Source organism: Breznakiella homolactica (genome assembly GCF_016616095.2).
Lineage (GTDB): Bacteria > Spirochaetota > Spirochaetia > Treponematales > Breznakiellaceae > Breznakiella > Breznakiella homolactica.
The window spans coordinates 3168061-3184219 of the sequence record NZ_CP067089.2 but is presented as its reverse complement, the minus strand read 5'-3'; the positions used below and the strand labels follow the sequence as shown (position 1 = coordinate 3184219).

Sequence of the window (16159 nt, the reverse complement as noted above, 5' to 3'; positions counted from 1 at the left end):
AAAGAAGGTGCTATGACTGGGTATTCTCCCGGATAATCTTCTGCCGGTCCGGCTCGGCTTTCTCATGGAGTTCCTCCAGAACTTTCATGACACCGTCCACCGCGGCCTGCTTTTTATCCTCGATCCCGGCGGCTTCCGCCTCATCCCGCATCCTGTTCCTGAATTCGGCGCAGGGCATAACCTGGCCCGCGGTATACCGGACCACATCGGGACTGATGGAATCATCCATCATTTTTCCCTGCCGTATATGGAGAAGCTCCCCGTTGATTGCCACGGGACACATATAATCAAAGGATTTGATATACGAATCGATTTCCCGGACACCCTGTTTTGTCGACGGTTCCCAGGGGCGGTACCGTGTTCCGGCGGGAAACACAAGGATCATTTTTCCTTCATATTTAACTTTATTGAGACTTTTCATGGCCGCCCGGTTGATAGAGTTGATACGGATAAGCTCTTCCCGGTCCTTTTCCGCGTCCAGATGCGTCAGGGAACGGCTGGGGAAAATAACAATCCGGGAATAGGCCGCCGCGAAGGCCGCCACCACCGGGTCCTCATTAAGCTTGAGTCCCGCGATAGCTACCACATGTTCCGCGAGTTTAAGCCCCAGCTCCCCTTCCTGCCGGAGGAGATAAATGAACATGGGAAGGTCAAAATTGCTGTAATGTTCCAGCAGGAGCAGGCAGGATTTGCCCGAAACGGCTTTTTCGTAGAGATCGCTGAGGTTTTCCATGCCGGTTATACCGGAACCGGGGAGCATTTTATCCCCCACCATGGTATCGATCAGCGGCATAAGCCCCGGCACGGCTTCCTGGTACACATTATGCTCGGTAACTACCGTTTCCGATTTGGATAAAGCCACAACTTTCTTTATAAGATCCCGGTATACTTCACTTAATATTTCCATAAAAATAAGTATAAACACGCCGGCAAGGAGGTGTCAATGAAAGGGGGGAGCACCGGGACTGACAAGCCGGAAAGTATCCGGGATTACTGGTACCGCGGGTCCTGTCATATAAAAAGGGGAATGGTTCCTCAGCGGCCTGCGGCCTCGAAAGTCACTCATTCCCCTTTTTATATGACACCCGGTGTTACCATTACGGCCGGATACTTTCCGGCTTAACCGGCCCGGTGCTGCCCGGCCGCGCGGGCTGCTCCCCCTCGCTGCAGACTTGCCGCTGCAAGCGGCAAGTCTTTCGCTGCCCCCACTCCGGGTTCCCGGGGGCGGCGGGCTTTCCGGACTTGTTTTTACGTCTGTTCCCGGAACATGCCGCAGATTTCCTGTCCGCAGAGGAAGATACTCCTCAGAATTATAAGATAACTCATTGAATGTACAAAATACCTGTGGTACAGTACCGGTACATTTTTAGGGGGCACAATGAAAAAATTCATAGTACTTCTGGCGGGTATCGCGCTGCTGCCGGGAATTATATGGGCGGGAGGAAAAAAGGACATGGACAATACCGTTACGCTGCAGCTGTGGCACCGGTACTCGGGAAAACTCGAAGCCGCGGTGCTGCAGATAATCAGTGACTTTGAGACGCAGAATCCGGATATAAAGATAGAGGTCACCTCAAAACCCGGAGAATTTATTGAATTGCTGCAGAATATGATCATAGATGTAGCCGCGGGAAACCCCGCTCCGGATTTATTCATGGGCGGGTACAGTCTCCTGGATTATATCCATACCGAAATGGATCCCACGCCGGTCAATGAGCTGGCTCCCAGCCTGGAACAGTACGCGGCGTTTGCGGACAAGTTTATCCCGCCGGTACTGAACCTCGGCGCGGTAAAGGGTGACCAGATTGCCGTTCCCTTCGGTCTGGCCAACAATGTCCTGTATTATAACGAAGATATTTTCAGGGCCGCGGGCCTCAGCGGCGCGGACGTTCCCAGAACCTGGGATGACGTGATCAGGGTCGGCGGGATAATCAAGGAACGGACCGGAAAATACGCTATTACCATCTGGAAGGGTGATCTCGGTTCCGATATGAGCCTGGTGTATTCCAATGGCGGAACCCTGCTCTCACCGGACGGAACCCGGGTTTCATTCGATACGCCGGAAACCGTGGAAGCTATTAAACTCTGGCAGACAATCAACCGGCTGGGGCTGGAACCGGTCAGTACCCCCGATGAGGATATGGCGAATTTTATCGCCGGAGAAGTCGCCATGTATGTGGAATTGTGTTCCCTGCTTTCATCAATACGGAATTCCGCTGATTTCACGCTGAAGGTCGCGGAATTCCCTTCCTTCGGAACAAAACAGAGGGCGCTCCCCGCGGCGGGCGGCACCATCATAAGCTTTACCAAAGACCGGGCTAAATACGATGCGGTGTGGCGGTTTCTGGATTTTATCACCGACCCCGAAGCCATGGTGACCTCCAGCTCCACCGGGCGGCTCTGTTCCACCAAAGCCCAGGTTCCGGTAATTCCCGGACAGGAAGCGGCTTACGCCCAGCTTGAATATATGGTCCCCGGGGTTTCCTGGCCCGGCGGCTCCAAGGGCCTGGAAATAAACAGTCTCTATCTTACCAAACGGACGGAGATAATCCGCAGCTCAATGGACGCGGAAGCCGCCCTGAGGCAGCTGACTCTGACCTGCAACAGGCTGCTTTCGGAATAATCCGGCGTCCGCCGGTTAACGCCGGCGGCGTCGTTCTTTCCGGAATTATACCGCTTCCGGGGTGTATCCTTCGTCCCGGATTACCCGGATCACGGAAGCCTGGGGTTCGTCGGTTTCCACGGTGATGGTCTTGGCTTCCAGGTCCACCGCGTAGGATGCCGCCTTTCCCCAGTTTTTAAAGCTCTCTTCAATATGAGCTTTGCAGTGGCCGCAGCTCATATCCGGTACTTTGAAGGTATATTTCATCATCAACTCCTTAACGTTTCTTAACTCGTTTCCCCGCCCCAGAGCCGGATCAGCTCGATCACCAGCCGGGACGCGGCCAGCATATCCGGCACCGAGGCCCATTCGGTCCGGCTGTGGAAGTTGCGGCCGCCGGTAAAAATATTCGGGGTGGGGATTCCCATCTCCGTAAGCCGGGCGCCGTCGGTTCCTCCCCGGATGGGTTTTAAGGTAAAAGACAATCCCAGATTGTCAGCCGCGGTCTTGAGGATTTCCAGGACCCGGGGCTGGGCGTCTATTTTCTTCTTCATATTATAATACTGAAGTTTCGGGGTCACCGTAACGGTTCCGCCGGGGAACTGGGCCTCCACGGCTTTGGCGAAGGTCTTGAGGGCCTCAATCCTGCGGAGAGCGCCGTCATGGTCGAAATCCCGGATAAACACCTCCAGGGAGGCGGTTTCCAGTTTGCCCGTGATCTCCGTGGGACAGTAATAGCCGTAATACCCGTCGGTGGCTTCGGGACTCTCCGACCGCGGCAGCATGGCGGCGTAATACGCGGCCATAAGCACGGCGTTGGCCAGTTCTCCCCGGGCGTGGCCCAGATGGATCACCTTACCCTGGAATTCAACATGCACCCCGTAGGCGTTGAAGCATTCGATTTCGAGCTCCCCGATGGGGCCGCCGTCCAGGGTATAGCACGCCTTGGATTTAAGCGTTTTAAGGGGAATCTCCGGCAGCCCCTTGCCGGTCTCCTCATCGGGTGAAAAGATCAGTTCCACCGGACCGTGTTCAATTTCCGGGTGTTTAATAATATATTCCACGGCTCCCACGATTTCGGCGATCCCCGCCTTGTCGTCCGCGCCCAGAAGGGTCGAGCCGTCGGTATGGATAATATCCCTTCCTTTCTGGGAGGCCAGGTCCGGATCCTCCGCCGGGTCCAGGGCAAAGCCACCCTGAAGTTCAATCCGTCTGCCGTCGTAATTTTTTACCAGGATCGGTTTTACATCCTTTCCCGACACGTCGCTGGAGGTATCTATATGGGCCAGGAACCCCACCACGGGATTGTTTTCCTTTCCGGAGGTCGCCGGGAGCCGGGCAATGACGTAGCAGTGGTCCGTTAGTTCCACATCCGCCAGACCGAGGCCGTTAAGTTCCTCCGCCAGGGCTTTTGCGAGATCCCACTGGCCCGGTGTGGAGGGAGTATCTTCCACATGGCGGTCACTGGTGGTCCAGTAGCCCGTGTATTTTATAAACCGCGGAACCACATATCCGTTCATTTCAGTATCGCTGATTGCGCTGATTGATGTACTCATACGTACAGTATGGAGTGAAAATCACCATCCGTAAAGGGCGCCCAGGGTCCATGCATTATACTTTTACAAAACAAAGAAGCATGGTGAGAATGGGGCCGGGGGTCCTGTCAGAAGATAAAAATATCCGCGGGGCGGTATTTTTATCTTCTGACACCCCGCGTTACCGTTCTGCGCCATGCTTCTTTGCCGTTGGTTGTTGTAATGCAGGGCCCCTGGCTTGGAAGGGAGGGCTGGGTGGCGGGGGCTTTTACGGGAAAGTCTTTGGACCCGCGTGGAGGGGATTACTGCGGATATTCTGAATCAGTTCGGCGAATTGCCGGGTTATTCAAAATCCTTGTACAGCAAACTGGGCTGAATGCCGGTGTTGTTCTGGTATTTTCCGCTGGTATATCCGGTGTATTGGCCGTCGATGGTATGGTAGTAAATCTGGCAGATTTCCACATCGGAGTATATCCGGATCGGCTGAATACAGAAAATCTCCAAGGTCCAGTAGCCGGCAAAGCCGACGTCACCGAATCCAGCGGTTACATGGATAAAAAGTCCGAGCCGTCCTATAGAGGACCGGCCTTCGAGCATGGGGACATATCCTTCGGTTTTTGTGTATTCCACCGTCCGCCCCAGGTACAGTTTCCGGGGTTCCAGCACCAGGCCCTCGGAAGGTATTTCCAGGGATGAATAGTTATTGGCCCGCTTCATATCGAGGATACCGTCATCGTATATCAGCAATTCATTATGGAGCCTCAGGTTGTAACTGTTGGGGTTGAGCTGTTTTTCTGAAAAGGGTTCGATAAAAATCTCCCTGCCGATTTTTTCCTTAATCTGAAGTCCCGACAGAATCATGGTGTGTCCTTTATTGTAAATACGTAAAATCCTGGCGTAAAAATACGGAATTTTCCGCCGGTATGCAATACAAGATACCCGTACCCAAAAAAAACACAAGAGGAAAAATAAGAAAGCCCCACCGCAGAGATAACCACCCCCTCTATGGGCAGCACAGAGCCGGTTAAGCCGGAACGCACCCGGCCGTGATGGCACGACAAGCTCCGCGGCACCAATCCTCCCTGGGTGCGTTCCGGCTTGTAAGTCTCTGTACTTTCAGGGCAACCGCATTATAAAAAGGAAAGACCCTCGGAAGGGTAGCATCATCGGTTGGAAGCCACAAAACGCAACAAATAGGCTCCCGTACTGCGCACCTCCCTTTGAGGCAGGGTATCCGCAGCATATCCGGGCAGCGACACAGAATCATGGTGTCCTCCCGGTATCGCGGGGTGTCTGATGGAAAGAAAACCCCGGTACGGGGATTTTTTCCATCAGACGGGCCCCCCGGACCCGGTATCACCATGATTCTGTGGAGGGTGCCAGTTATAATGCGGGTGCCATGTCTCTACTTCCCTTTCTCCTTGTCTCGCCCTGCGGGATTTCTTATACTTAATCTATAATGATAGTACCTAATTTCCCGGATTTCGCACCCATGAGCTTCGAGCTTAAACCCGATATGCACCCCCGGCTTTCCATGACCCCCGACGGAGTCTCGGAATATACCTTCTCAAACCTGTATCTGTTCCGGGAGCGGTATAATTACCGGGTCTCCTGGGTACCGGATAAGACCTTTATTATTTCCGGCGAGCGGGAGGGCAAAAAATTCTTCATGACCCCCTGCGCGGTTCCGGGGCACGGTGTGCTGACCGAATTGTTCAATACCCATGATTACTGGAAGGGAATATCCGACTCGGTCCTGGATCCCCAGCGGATTCACCTGGAACAGTGGGGTATTGAAGTCACCGAAGACCGGGACAATTTCGATTATCTGTACCTCAGGACCGACCTGGCGGAGCTGTCGGGCAAGAAGTACCACAAAAAACGGAACCTGGTAAACGCCTTTATCAATTCCTACAAATACGAGGAACGGCCCCTGACCCGGGAACTGGTCCCTCAGGCGCTGGAGGTTCTGGACCGGTGGCGTGCGGATAAGGGGACCGACGGGGATTACACGGCCGCTAAAGAAGCGCTGGAACTCTTTGAAGACCTCAATATGCGGGGCGCCATGTACTACGTCGACGGGAAACCCGCGGGCTGGTGCCTGGGGGAGAGCCTCGCCAAAGGCCGGATGTTCGCCATCCATTTCGAAAAAGGCATTGATGAATACAAAGGTATCTACCAGTTTATAAACCAGGCCTTTGCCGCGGCCCTGCCCCGGTACTACACCCATATAAACCGGGAACAGGATCTCGGGGAAGAAGGCCTCAGGCAGGCGAAAATGACCTACCGGCCTTCGGGATTCGTCCGGAAGTATCTGGGGAAACGGCTGTAAGGAACTTCTAAAAACTTCAATTTTTAGAAGTTCCTATAGTAAATTTCCGGTATATCCGGTACAACTAGCCATGGACTGGCAATATCTGCTCTATTCCGTCCCGGCGGTGCTCATCGGCCTTACGGTCCACGAATTCTGCCATGGATTCGCGGCGTATAAACTGGGCGATTCCACCGCGAAAGACCAGGGACGGCTTACCTTCAATCCCCTGAAACACATCGATATAATCGGCCTGCTGTTTATCGTGTTCGCGGGATTCGGCTGGGCAAAACCGGTGCAGTTCAACCCGCAGAACCTGTCCAGACCCCGACGGGATAAGGCCCTGATAGCCCTGGCCGGTCCGGTATCAAACCTGCTGCTGGGAATACTCTTCTGCCTGATCCTGCGTTTTTTAGTCTATGTCATCGGGAACGACGGGAGTTCACAGCTTTTTGTCCATGGGGTAATACTTCTGTATTACGGGGCGGCCATCAACTTCGGGCTCTTTGTATTCAATATACTTCCCATACCGCCCCTGGACGGGAGCCATATATTTTTTTCCGGCCTCAATCTCAGGCCCGAAACCGAACAGCGGATTATGCGTATCGGTATGCCCCTGCTCTTCGTGATTATCGTAATTCAGAACACAACAAACATCACAATCCTTCCCATCGGCAAAGTGGTTGATGCCTTGATTTCGCTGTTCCTGTAGATCGTCCCGATTCGGATACCCTGTTCCGCCGTGATGTTCTATACTTAAAAGGTGACAGCAGTTCGCATTAAGGAGTATCCATGGAATTCAATATAACCACCCCCGCGCTCTTGTTTTCCGCCATTTCCCTGCTCATGCTGGCCTTTACCAACCGTTTCCTGGCGATTTCCAGCCTGATCCGCCAGTTTATCTCGATTTATACGGAAAAACCCGAAGAACATATCCTTAAGCAGATCAATAACTTCCGGGTCAGGCTCAGCATAATCAAGTATACCCAGCTCTTCGGTGTCCTAAGCTTCTTTTTCTGCGTTTTCTGTATGTTCCTGGCGCTGCTCAGCTACATCACCCTTGCGGAGATTCTCTTCGCGGTGAGCCTGGTGCTTATGATGGTTTCACTCCTGTTTTCGCTGTACGAGATTTTCATTTCCATCGGCGCGCTGAAGCTGGAGCTGGACAAGCTGTCCATGAAATCAACCCAATAACGTTATTATAGTAAGTTTTGAAGCTTTTCAAATCCCGTCCGTTCTATAAATCACATTCTGATTGACTTGCTACTATATAGCAATATACTTTCACGTATAATACTATATAGAATTAAAGGCAGCAATCTATGGAAACCAAAGGCGGAATGCTCATTTCCCGGATAAAACAGCTCCAGGACCGGATCTTCGGAAAAATCCTGGCGGAACAGGGTCTCGATATCAACGGCCCCCAGGGTCGGATACTCTTTGTCCTTTGGGAAAAAGACCGCCTTACGGTGACGGAGATCGGAAGGCGGACGAGCCTGGCCAATACCAGCCTCACGGGTATGCTGGACCGTATGGCCGCTATGGGAATCGTCGAACGGCAGCCCGACCCGGAAAACCGGCGCCAGATAACGATTTGTCTCACCCAAAAAGCCCGGGAAATGCGGCGGGACTTCGAAGGGGTTTCCCAAAAAATGAACGAAATATTCTACTGGGGGTTCTCGGACCGGGAAATCGCAGGCTTCGAGGATGTACTGGAAAAAATACTCTTTAACCTCCGGCGCTGGGAAGAAACCCGGAAAAAATCAGGCAGAAAAGATTAATCCCAAGGAGATTTCCATGAGCGGTGTTTTTGAAAAGGCAGACAGGCTCCATAAACGGGCCTGGTTCTTTTTTATCGGCTCCGTCGACGGCGGCGGATTCCCCAATATCAAGGCGGTACTCCCGTCGAAACACCGGGAACGCCTGAATGAGCTATACTTCAGCACCAATACATCGTCGAAACACGTGCAGCAGTTCAGGGCGAATCCCCGGGGCTGTGTGTATTTTTTCAGCATCTTCAACTTCAAGGGTGTCCTGCTCCGGGGCAGCTTCGAAGTCCTGCAAGACCGGGAAACCCGGGAGCGGTTCTGGCGGAAAGGAGATGAACAGTATTATCCCCGGGGTATTGCGGACCCGGATTACTGTATTCTCAAATTCACCGCCCAAACCGGCCGGTACTACTGCAGCTACAAATCGGAGGACTTCAGCTTTGGACAGCAGGATTAATGAATTCACATCCCCGCGCCTTACCTGCCGGGCGGTACAGGAGGAGGATTTCCCTGCCATAGCCGCCCTCATCTCGGACCCGGAGGTGATGCGCTACACCTTCCAGGAATGTCTCGCCGATGAGCCCGCCCAGCGGGCGTATTTCAGCAAAATGCTCTCCGGCGCCGCGGCGGCCGGCCCCTGGGTTTCTTTTGCGGTATATAATACGAAAAATCGTAATTTTATTGGACTCGGAGATTGCGAATTTAAGTATATTAAAAATAATCCTGTCTCCGCGGAAATCGGATACTTCCTTGCGCGGGAGCACTGGAACCAAGGGTACGCCACGGAAATCGCGGAACGTCTTATGGACCTGTGCTTCGCCGGTTTCGGTGTTCAGAAGGTTAATGCCAGCTGCCACAGCGGCAATGCGGCATCCGAACGGATCATGCGGAAAATCGGCATGCGTCCGGAAGGATGTCTCCGCCGGGAACGGATCAAAGAAGGCCTATTATACGACGAACTTCGGTACGGTATCCTCCGGGAGGAATGGATAGACATTGCCGGACAGAAGCGATAATAATAAATCTTCCGGTTTTTGCCGGGCTCAAGAAAGGGTAAATATGTGAACAAAATTCTGAAAGAAAAAATAATGGAAGCCTTTTCTTCGGTGCTGCCAATCACGGTAATAGTACTGGTGGTCAGCATTTTCCTGGTCCCCATGCCGTCAGGTACAATCCTGATGTTCCTGGTGGGTGCCGCCCTGCTTGTGGTAGGTATGGGATTCTTTACCATGGGCGCCGACATGGCTATGATGCCTATGGGTGAAGGCATCGGGGTGGAACTGGCGAAAACCACTAAGCTGCTGCTCACCATGGTCATAAGCTTTGTGATGGGGGTGATTATTACCATCGCGGAGCCGGATCTCCAGGTCCTGGCGGGCCAGGTACCGTCGATTCCGTCCATGGTTCTGATCATGACGGTCGCCGTGGGCGTCGGGGTCTTCCTGGCAATCGCCGTCCTGCGGATCCTCTTCAAGATACGGCTTTCCATCCTGCTGATAATTTTCTACATTATCATTTTTATTGTTGCCTTTTTTACCCCCAATAACTTTATTGCCGTGGCTTTTGACTCCGGCGGGGTTACTACGGGGCCGATTACCGTACCGTTTATCCTTGCCCTGGGTGTTGGTATTGCGTCGGTACGGTCCGATAAGGATTCCCAGGACGACAGCTTCGGCCTGGTTGCCCTCTGCAGCGTCGGTCCGATCCTGGCGGTCCTTATGCTGGGGATTTTCTATAAACCCACCGAAGCGGTGGTGGCAACCCACACGATTCCCGTGGCGGAAACATCCCGGGATGTGGTGACCCAGTTTGCGATTCATCTTCCCCAGTACCTTAAGGAAGTAGCCATTGCCCTGGCGGCAATTGTGGTCTTCTTTATCATTTTCCAGCTCATATCGAAACGGTACCAGAAACGCCAGATGGCGAGGATCGGGGTTGGTTTTATATATACCCTCATTGGCCTGGTGCTGTTCCTGACCGGGGTCAATGTGGGGTTTATACCGGTGGGGCAGCTTTTCGGGTCCGAACTGGCGTCTTCATCGTATAAATGGCTTCTTGTTCCCCTGGGAATGCTTATCGGGTATTTCATTGTCCAAGCGGAACCGGCGGTGCACGTCCTCAACAAACAGGTTGAGGATGTTTCCGGGGGTGCCATTCCCCAGAAAGCCATGAACCGGGGCCTTTCCATCGGTATGGCCGCGGCCCTGGGGATTTCCATGGCCCGGATACTCACGGGGGTTCCGCTCATGTGGATACTTATTCCCGGATACGCCATAGCCCTGGGCCTTACGTTTTTCGTGCCCAAGATTTTTACCGGTATCGCCTTTGACTCCGGCGGGGTCTGTTCCGGGCCCATGACATCCACATTCCTGCTGCCTTTGGCCATGGGAACCTGCCAGGGCGTTGGGGGAAATATGATGACCGACGCGTTTGGTATCGTCGCCATGGTCGCCATGACGCCCCTGATAACGATACAGATTATGGGTCTCCTGTACGGCAAGAAGATGAAAGCCGCCCAGGCCGCGGCCCAGGCCGAAGAAGACCAGGCAGAAAGCATACTCAGTATGGACAACGGAGAAATTATCGAATACGGGGAGGATAATCCGAATGAATAATGATATGAAGATACCCATACTTAAGCTGGTGGTCTTTATCATCGACTGGAACAAGACGAATATACTCACCGATGTTTTTGAAGCCGAGGATGTACGGTTCCATTTTATCTGCAAAGGCAGGGGAACCGCGAGTTCGGAAATTCTCGACCTCCTGGGTATCGGCAGCAGCGAAAAAGCCGTGGTCCTCTGCCTCGAGCAGGACATCATGGTACCCCAGCTCCTCAAACAGGTCAGCAAAAAACTCGGCCTCCACAGTCCCGGAGCGGGCATCGCCTTTACCATTCCCCTTTCGGGAATAAACAATCCCATCGTTCAGGTATTTAAGGAAAGCATCCGGGAAAAACTAAAAAACCAACTTGAGAAGGAAGTGGAACATATGAGTACTGAAGCCAAGCATGATCTTATAATTGCGGTGGTAAACCAGGGTTACAGTGATGAAATCATGGCCGTCGCCCGGGAAGCGGGAGCCACCGGAGGTACGGTTATCAACGCCCGGAGCGTCGCCCACGCGGGACCGGTAAAGTTCTTCGGTATTTCCGTCCAGGATGAACGGGAAATCATCACTATCCTTGCGGCCCGGGATAAAAAAACGGCTATCATGCAGGCAATCAGCCAGTCCTACGGCATATCCAGCGAAGCCCGGGGCATCGTATTCTCCATGCCCGTGGACAACATCAACGGCCTGGATCTCCAGTAAGCGGGGGAGCACCGGGTCTTTCAAGCCGGAAAGCACCCGTGTTTTACCGGTTCTGCGGGGCCCGTCGCATAAAAATGGGGTTGAGCGACTTTCGAGGCCGAAGGCCGACACGGAACCAACCCCATTTTTATGCGACACCCGGCGTTACCAGTAAGTACGGCGGGTGCTTTCCGGCTTAACCGGCTCGGTGCTGCCTTTCGCGGGAGGGCTGCTCCCCCTGCGCTCCGAAGGTTTGCGCCGCTTCACGGCACAAACGCTTCTCCGCTACCCCCACTCCGGATCCCCGCCGGTTACAAAATCCCGATACAGCAAACCACACCCAGCACCCCCGCCAGACAGGATACCCGCATTATACACAGAAACGGCACAGAAGCATGGTGTAAAAAGGTAACGCGGGGTGTCGTATGAAAAGAAATACCGCACTGCGGGATTTTTTTCATACGACGGGACCCCTGAATCCGGTATCCCCATGCTTCTGTGCCGAGTACCACAGTAGAATACAGTTACCCTGGCCCAACCGCCACCGGAAGCGCTCCCCCACACCCAGCACCCCACCAGGCAGGATACCCGCATTATACACAGAAACGATACAGAAGCATGGTGAAAAAAGGTAACACGGGGTGTCGTATGAAAAGAAATACCGCTCTGCGGGATTTTTTTCATACGACGGGACCCCTGGATCCGGTATCCCCATGCTTCTGTACCGAGTACCACAGTATAATGCGGGTATCCTGCCGCATTTATTGACATTTTTTGCGGTATTGTATAAATTTCTTTGTACGCGGAGGTAGACAGGATTAATAAACCCTGTCGGCCCCGGGTACAGCCGCTGACGGGTTTCCGCCGGCTGTGCCGGCCAGCTACCGGATAAGCGAATTTTGTCTTTATACGATGGGTTTCATCGCAGAAAGAGGATATTCGCGTATCCGGTTTTTTTGTATTCGGACCCATCGGCGGGAGAATGTATGGCGAATACAAAACTGGCAAAGCAGTCTATTGGAGCGGTATACTTCCGGTACGCCCTTCCGGCTATCACCGGGATGGTGGTGTCATCCCTGTACACCGTGGTGGACGGCATCTTCGTCGGCCGGGGTGTGGGCGGAACCGGCCTGGCCGCGGTAAATATCGTATATCCCTTTATTATGTTCCAGATTGCCCTAACCATGCTGGCGGGCATCGGGGGAGCCAATCTGTTCTCCCTGTACAGCGGCAGGAATGAGCGGGAATCCGCGAACAATGTATTCTGCCAGGGCATTGCCGTCCTGGCGGGACTTTCGGTCATCGTGAACCTGGGGTCGATACTATTCGCGCCCCAGCTGTGTTCTCTCATGGGCGCCGACGCGGAACTGCTCCCCCTTTCCGTTGAATATCTGCGCTGGATAGCGCTTTTCGGTATTATATATATGCCCGGCCTGGGGATAAGTATTTTCGTCCGCAATGACGGCAATCCGGGGCTTGAGATGGCGGGAACCCTGGCGGGGGCGCTGGTCAACATCGTGCTGGATTACCTTTTTATTATGCGGTTCGGATGGGGAATCGCCGGCGCCGCGGTGGCCACCGGGATCGGACAGATGATTTCCGTGGGGGTCTTCGCGACCCATTTCCTGTCGTCAAAGAGCACCCTCCGATTGAGGCGGCCGGTGTTTAAACCCCGGGAACTGCTCAAAATATTTTACAACGGATCATCATCGTTTCTCATGGAATTCAGCCAGTCAGCGGTTGCCCTGAGCTTCAATATTGTCATGGTCGCCCGGCTCGGCGCCCCGGGGGTGGCGGCGTACAGTGTGGTGATGTATATCTGTTCCATATTCAACATGGTCCTGATCGGCGTTGTCCAGGGAGCCCAGCCGATTCTGAGTTTCAACCATGGGCGGGGCAGCGAATCCAATGTCCGGAAAATCCACCAGCTGGGGATCAAAACCGGACTTGTCCTGACGGTGGTCTTTTACGGACTGGTGTTCTTTTTCGGCCATAACCTGGCGGGGCTTTTCAGCAGGGACAATCCGGAACTCACCGGGATGGCTTCGGATATGATGCGGTTCTATTTCCTGGGATTCTTCCCGATCGCGGTTTCTCTTATGAACATTCTCCTGTTCCAGACCACGGAACAGGAAGGACCGTCAATTATAATTTCTTTGCTCCGGTGCATCGGTTTTATCCAGATCAGCCTGGCGGTGCTGCCCCGGTTCATGGGGATCACGGGGATTTACCTGTCCTTTTTCTCCGGGGAGCTCCTCAACTGCCTGGTGTCGGTTTTTTTCTTCATAGCGTACCTCAGAAAATCCCCCGGGGTGGCAGCTCCCCAGGACAGGGAAGCCGGAATGCCGGCTTCCCTCAGCGCGGTGCCCGACGAATCCTGATATTCCCCGAAGGGTGACACACGGGGGTGTATTCTTTTAGAATATACCCCGGAGAAACCGGCATGTATGAATATTCAATAAAAATCGGCATGGGCCATATCGGAAAAGACGGCCTTCTGAAGCTCGGTTCCGCTGTGGACCTTCTGCAGAACGCGTCATGGTTCCAGATGGATGACGACCCGGAACTCACCGGGTATTTCAGCAGCCGCGGGACGGGCATGTACCTGACCTACCGCCAGATGAATATTTTACGGCTGCCGGCGTACGGCGAAGAAGTAACCGTAAAATCATGGGTCTGCGGCTGCGACAGCCTTTTCGGCTACCGGAGCAGCGCCGTGTACACGGACTCCGGCAGCCTCTGTATCGGCTCCGCGGCCATCGGTCCGTTCATCGATCTGCAGAAAAGAACGCCCACCCGCCTGCCCAAGGAAATACTCCATTCCGTGGTAATCCATGAACCGCTGGACATGGAAGTCCTTTCCCGCAGGGTCCGGCTGCCCGATACCATGGAATCAACGGAAGAGAACATCGTTGTCCATAAACAGCACCTGGATAAATACGGCCACATGAATAACGCCCGGTATGTGGATATTGCTTCAAATTACGTGCCGGACGATTTTACCCCGGGAATGATGCGGGCCGAATACAAAACGGCCGCGGTGGAAGGGGATATCCTGGTTCCCCATACCCACCGCAATGACGGAGGAACCTTTTCGGTCATTCTCGCAAATACATCCGGGGCGCCCTATGCCGTGATGGAATTCAGGGAGCGGCTGCCGGAAGGACAGGCATACTGATCTGTTCCATCCCGCTGGCCGGCCAGGCCAGAACCCGCTGGAGCAGGCCGGGAATCTTTTTTAAGTCTTCATAGTTTTTGTAATACCGGTCATAGGTATTCTTCCGCATCACCTTAAGGACATTGTACCCCCGGATCAGCTCATTGGAGATTTTTTCGTTAATTCCAAGGGCGTAAAAATACGCCCGGTAACAGTCCAGGGCATTGTCGGTCACTTTTTCGCTGTAATCCCTGCTGATACCAAAAAAATCAACGTGCTCAAATTCAAACATATTGAGGCTTAAAGCGGACCATTCGGTATCTATCAGGACAGGTCCGCTGTCCCTGAGGATCACATTGCCCAAGTGCAGGTCCCCGTGGAGCACGGTCCGGAAGCCTTTGGTAAGATTCATCACCGCGCTGAGGCAGGGATCCAGGGTTTTGGTATCCTCCCAGTAACTTTCATGGTAGGAGAATTCATACCGTACCATATCCTCAATGGAATCAAACTTCCTGCCGTCGGAATACATGGACCAGACCCGCCCTTCGGCCTTGTTCTCCCTGTGGAATACCCCTATTTTATAAAAAATACCGGGCATAATTGCCCTGATGGTTTCCGGATCCGTATCGCCTTCAACGTACTTTTCAAGGACAAAGTAGTTTTTTCCATCATAGCGGAATCCGATTTTTTTGCTGAGCAGCGAATCGGGGTCGTTGATGGCAGTATTCTGGTAGAGTTCGCTGGAATACACGAAATGGTTAAATGAATTGTTGCTGACCTTGGCAACATACCGCCGGTTATTCCGTTCCAGAAGGTATACATTATCCCGAATCGAGCTGACCACTTCTCCGCCGAAAAGCTGTTGTATTCTTTCTCTGTACAAAACACGCACCTCATCTTTTATTACTGTAGATAAGTTGGTGTAATTTTTATATGACAATTATTTAAAATAATGTACTGTTTTCAGCGGGATTAATTTTTTTCACTGCGATATACTTTTTTCTAGGAGGATTTGAATGAAAAGAATTGTACCTGCTGTAACACTCGTGTTCGCGGTTCTTCTTGCGGTTTCCTGCGCTACCAGCGGGGAATTCAGCCAGGATGACGCGAACGCCGCATTTAAAAAAGTATATAACCGGTACCGGTCGAGCCTTATTCTCGATGGAGCAAAATCCTATGAAGTGGTCAAAGGGGACACCCTTTCCGCCATTACCGTAAAATATTACGGCTCCGACAAGGGATACTATTTCCCGCTGATTATGCTGGCCTCCAGCGATGTGGTTCTTGATCCGGACCTGATTGAGCCGGGTATGAAACTGTCCATCCCGGATCTGCAGAAAAACCTTGACGACCCCGAAGCCCGGGGAAAAATGAAGGTCTTTTTCAGCGATATCGCGGGAGTGTATAACAAAAAAGGAAATACCGCGATGGAACAGAAGCTGCTGGAAATCGCGGATTCTCTCTGAGCCGCATCCAGACAGGCAAAATAAAAGG

Annotated in this window: 17 protein-coding genes; 12 read left to right on the top strand and 5 right to left on the bottom strand. The window is 53.0% G+C overall.

The window, feature by feature from the left end; all coding sequences use genetic code 11:
* Positions 1-10: 10 nt before the first annotated feature.
* Positions 11-907 carry a 1-acyl-sn-glycerol-3-phosphate acyltransferase gene (locus JFL75_RS14370; protein ID WP_215627368.1) on the bottom strand — a complete coding sequence of 299 codons (897 nt, stop codon included), beginning with the start codon at positions 905-907 and terminating at the stop codon, positions 11-13.
* Positions 908-1378: 471 nt separating this feature from the next.
* On the opposite strand from JFL75_RS14370, the gene JFL75_RS14365 reads away from it, so the two are divergent.
* Positions 1379-2623 (top strand): extracellular solute-binding protein, encoded by a 1245-nt coding sequence (locus JFL75_RS14365; protein WP_215627367.1) that lies wholly within the window; start codon positions 1379-1381, stop codon positions 2621-2623.
* Positions 2624-2668: 45 nt separating this feature from the next.
* Here JFL75_RS14365 and JFL75_RS14360 read toward each other — a convergent pair whose 3' ends face one another.
* The 3 genes from JFL75_RS14360 to dcd form a co-directional block, all read right to left on the bottom strand.
* Complete coding sequence (locus JFL75_RS14360; protein WP_215627366.1) at positions 2669-2872, bottom strand: heavy-metal-associated domain-containing protein; 204 nt, start codon at positions 2870-2872, stop codon at positions 2669-2671.
* A gap of 17 nt (positions 2873-2889) precedes the next feature.
* Entirely contained in the window at positions 2890-4158 is a 1269-nt protein-coding gene (gene pepT / locus JFL75_RS14355) for a peptidase T (protein WP_215627365.1), read from the bottom strand.
* A 321-nt stretch (positions 4159-4479) separates the two neighbouring features.
* Complete coding sequence (gene dcd / locus JFL75_RS14350) at positions 4480-4998, bottom strand: dCTP deaminase (protein ID WP_215627364.1); 519 nt, start codon at positions 4996-4998, stop codon at positions 4480-4482.
* Positions 4999-5629: 631 nt separating this feature from the next.
* Between dcd and JFL75_RS14345 the strand changes: the two genes are divergently transcribed.
* The 10 genes from JFL75_RS14345 (at position 5630) to JFL75_RS14300 (ending at position 14686) form a co-directional block, all read left to right on the top strand.
* Complete coding sequence (locus tag JFL75_RS14345) at positions 5630-6469, top strand: DUF2156 domain-containing protein (RefSeq protein ID WP_223292661.1); 840 nt, start codon at positions 5630-5632, stop codon at positions 6467-6469.
* A 70-nt stretch (positions 6470-6539) separates the two neighbouring features.
* Entirely contained in the window at positions 6540-7160 is a 621-nt protein-coding gene (locus JFL75_RS14340) for a site-2 protease family protein (protein WP_215627362.1), read from the top strand.
* Positions 7161-7240: 80 nt separating this feature from the next.
* Positions 7241-7642, top strand: a complete 402-nt coding sequence (locus JFL75_RS14335) for a DUF2721 domain-containing protein (RefSeq protein WP_215627361.1) — start codon at positions 7241-7243, stop codon at positions 7640-7642.
* A gap of 128 nt (positions 7643-7770) precedes the next feature.
* A complete protein-coding gene (locus JFL75_RS14330; protein WP_215627360.1) occupies positions 7771-8229 on the top strand; it encodes a MarR family winged helix-turn-helix transcriptional regulator in 459 nt (152 codons plus the stop codon).
* A gap of 16 nt (positions 8230-8245) precedes the next feature.
* Entirely contained in the window at positions 8246-8674 is a 429-nt protein-coding gene (locus tag JFL75_RS14325; protein ID WP_215627359.1) for a pyridoxamine 5'-phosphate oxidase family protein, read from the top strand.
* Positions 8658-9233 (top strand): GNAT family N-acetyltransferase, encoded by a 576-nt coding sequence (locus tag JFL75_RS14320; protein WP_215627358.1) that lies wholly within the window; start codon positions 8658-8660, stop codon positions 9231-9233. Before JFL75_RS14325 ends, JFL75_RS14320 begins: the two co-directional genes overlap by 17 nt.
* A 45-nt stretch (positions 9234-9278) precedes the next feature.
* Positions 9279-10832: a DUF1538 domain-containing protein gene (locus JFL75_RS14315; protein WP_215627357.1), complete on the top strand. Its 1554-nt coding sequence runs from the start codon at positions 9279-9281 to the stop codon at positions 10830-10832.
* Positions 10825-11529, top strand: coding sequence for a hypothetical protein (locus JFL75_RS14310; RefSeq protein WP_215627356.1), 705 nt, complete (start codon positions 10825-10827; stop codon positions 11527-11529). The genes JFL75_RS14315 and JFL75_RS14310 overlap by 8 nt, the downstream gene beginning before the upstream one ends.
* Before the next feature lie 965 nt (positions 11530-12494).
* Positions 12495-13889: an MATE family efflux transporter gene (locus JFL75_RS14305; RefSeq protein ID WP_215627355.1), complete on the top strand. Its 1395-nt coding sequence runs from the start codon at positions 12495-12497 to the stop codon at positions 13887-13889.
* A gap of 62 nt (positions 13890-13951) precedes the next feature.
* Positions 13952-14686, top strand: a complete 735-nt coding sequence (locus JFL75_RS14300) for an acyl-[acyl-carrier-protein] thioesterase (protein ID WP_215627354.1) — start codon at positions 13952-13954, stop codon at positions 14684-14686.
* Here JFL75_RS14300 and JFL75_RS14295 read toward each other — a convergent pair.
* The gene (locus JFL75_RS14295; RefSeq protein WP_223292660.1) at positions 14652-15509 is read right to left on the bottom strand and encodes a hypothetical protein; all 858 of its coding nucleotides are present in this window, start codon (positions 15507-15509) and stop codon (positions 14652-14654) included. The two genes, JFL75_RS14300 and JFL75_RS14295, sit on opposite strands and share 35 nt — an antisense overlap.
* A 172-nt stretch (positions 15510-15681) precedes the next feature.
* On the opposite strand from JFL75_RS14295, the gene JFL75_RS14290 reads away from it, so the two are divergent.
* Complete coding sequence (locus JFL75_RS14290) at positions 15682-16131, top strand: LysM peptidoglycan-binding domain-containing protein (protein ID WP_215627352.1); 450 nt, start codon at positions 15682-15684, stop codon at positions 16129-16131.
* The last annotated feature ends 28 nt before the right edge of the window (positions 16132-16159 follow it).

Excerpts from the sequence above, each read along its gene's own strand:
- JFL75_RS14360 (WP_215627366.1), bottom strand. The coding sequence starts at position 2,872 with ATGATGAAATATACCTTCAAAGTACCGGATATGAGCTGCGGCCACTGC.
- dcd (WP_215627364.1), bottom strand. The coding sequence starts at position 4,998 with ATGATTCTGTCGGGACTTCAGATTAAGGAAAAAATCGGCAGGGAGATT.
- JFL75_RS14325 (WP_215627359.1), top strand. The coding sequence starts at position 8,246 with ATGAGCGGTGTTTTTGAAAAGGCAGACAGGCTCCATAAACGGGCCTGG.
- JFL75_RS14290 (WP_215627352.1), top strand. The coding sequence starts at position 15,682 with ATGAAAAGAATTGTACCTGCTGTAACACTCGTGTTCGCGGTTCTTCTT.
- JFL75_RS14365 (WP_215627367.1), top strand. The coding sequence starts at position 1,379 with ATGAAAAAATTCATAGTACTTCTGGCGGGTATCGCGCTGCTGCCGGGA.
- JFL75_RS14300 (WP_215627354.1), top strand. The coding sequence starts at position 13,952 with ATGTATGAATATTCAATAAAAATCGGCATGGGCCATATCGGAAAAGAC.
- JFL75_RS14330 (WP_215627360.1), top strand. The coding sequence starts at position 7,771 with ATGGAAACCAAAGGCGGAATGCTCATTTCCCGGATAAAACAGCTCCAG.
- JFL75_RS14310 (WP_215627356.1), top strand. The coding sequence starts at position 10,825 with ATGAATAATGATATGAAGATACCCATACTTAAGCTGGTGGTCTTTATC.
- JFL75_RS14335 (WP_215627361.1), top strand. The coding sequence starts at position 7,241 with ATGGAATTCAATATAACCACCCCCGCGCTCTTGTTTTCCGCCATTTCC.
- JFL75_RS14340 (WP_215627362.1), top strand. The coding sequence starts at position 6,540 with ATGGACTGGCAATATCTGCTCTATTCCGTCCCGGCGGTGCTCATCGGC.
- JFL75_RS14305 (WP_215627355.1), top strand. The coding sequence starts at position 12,495 with ATGGCGAATACAAAACTGGCAAAGCAGTCTATTGGAGCGGTATACTTC.
- JFL75_RS14370 (WP_215627368.1), bottom strand. The coding sequence starts at position 907 with ATGGAAATATTAAGTGAAGTATACCGGGATCTTATAAAGAAAGTTGTG.
- pepT (WP_215627365.1), bottom strand. The coding sequence starts at position 4,158 with ATGAGTACATCAATCAGCGCAATCAGCGATACTGAAATGAACGGATAT.
- JFL75_RS14345 (WP_223292661.1), top strand. The coding sequence starts at position 5,630 with ATGAGCTTCGAGCTTAAACCCGATATGCACCCCCGGCTTTCCATGACC.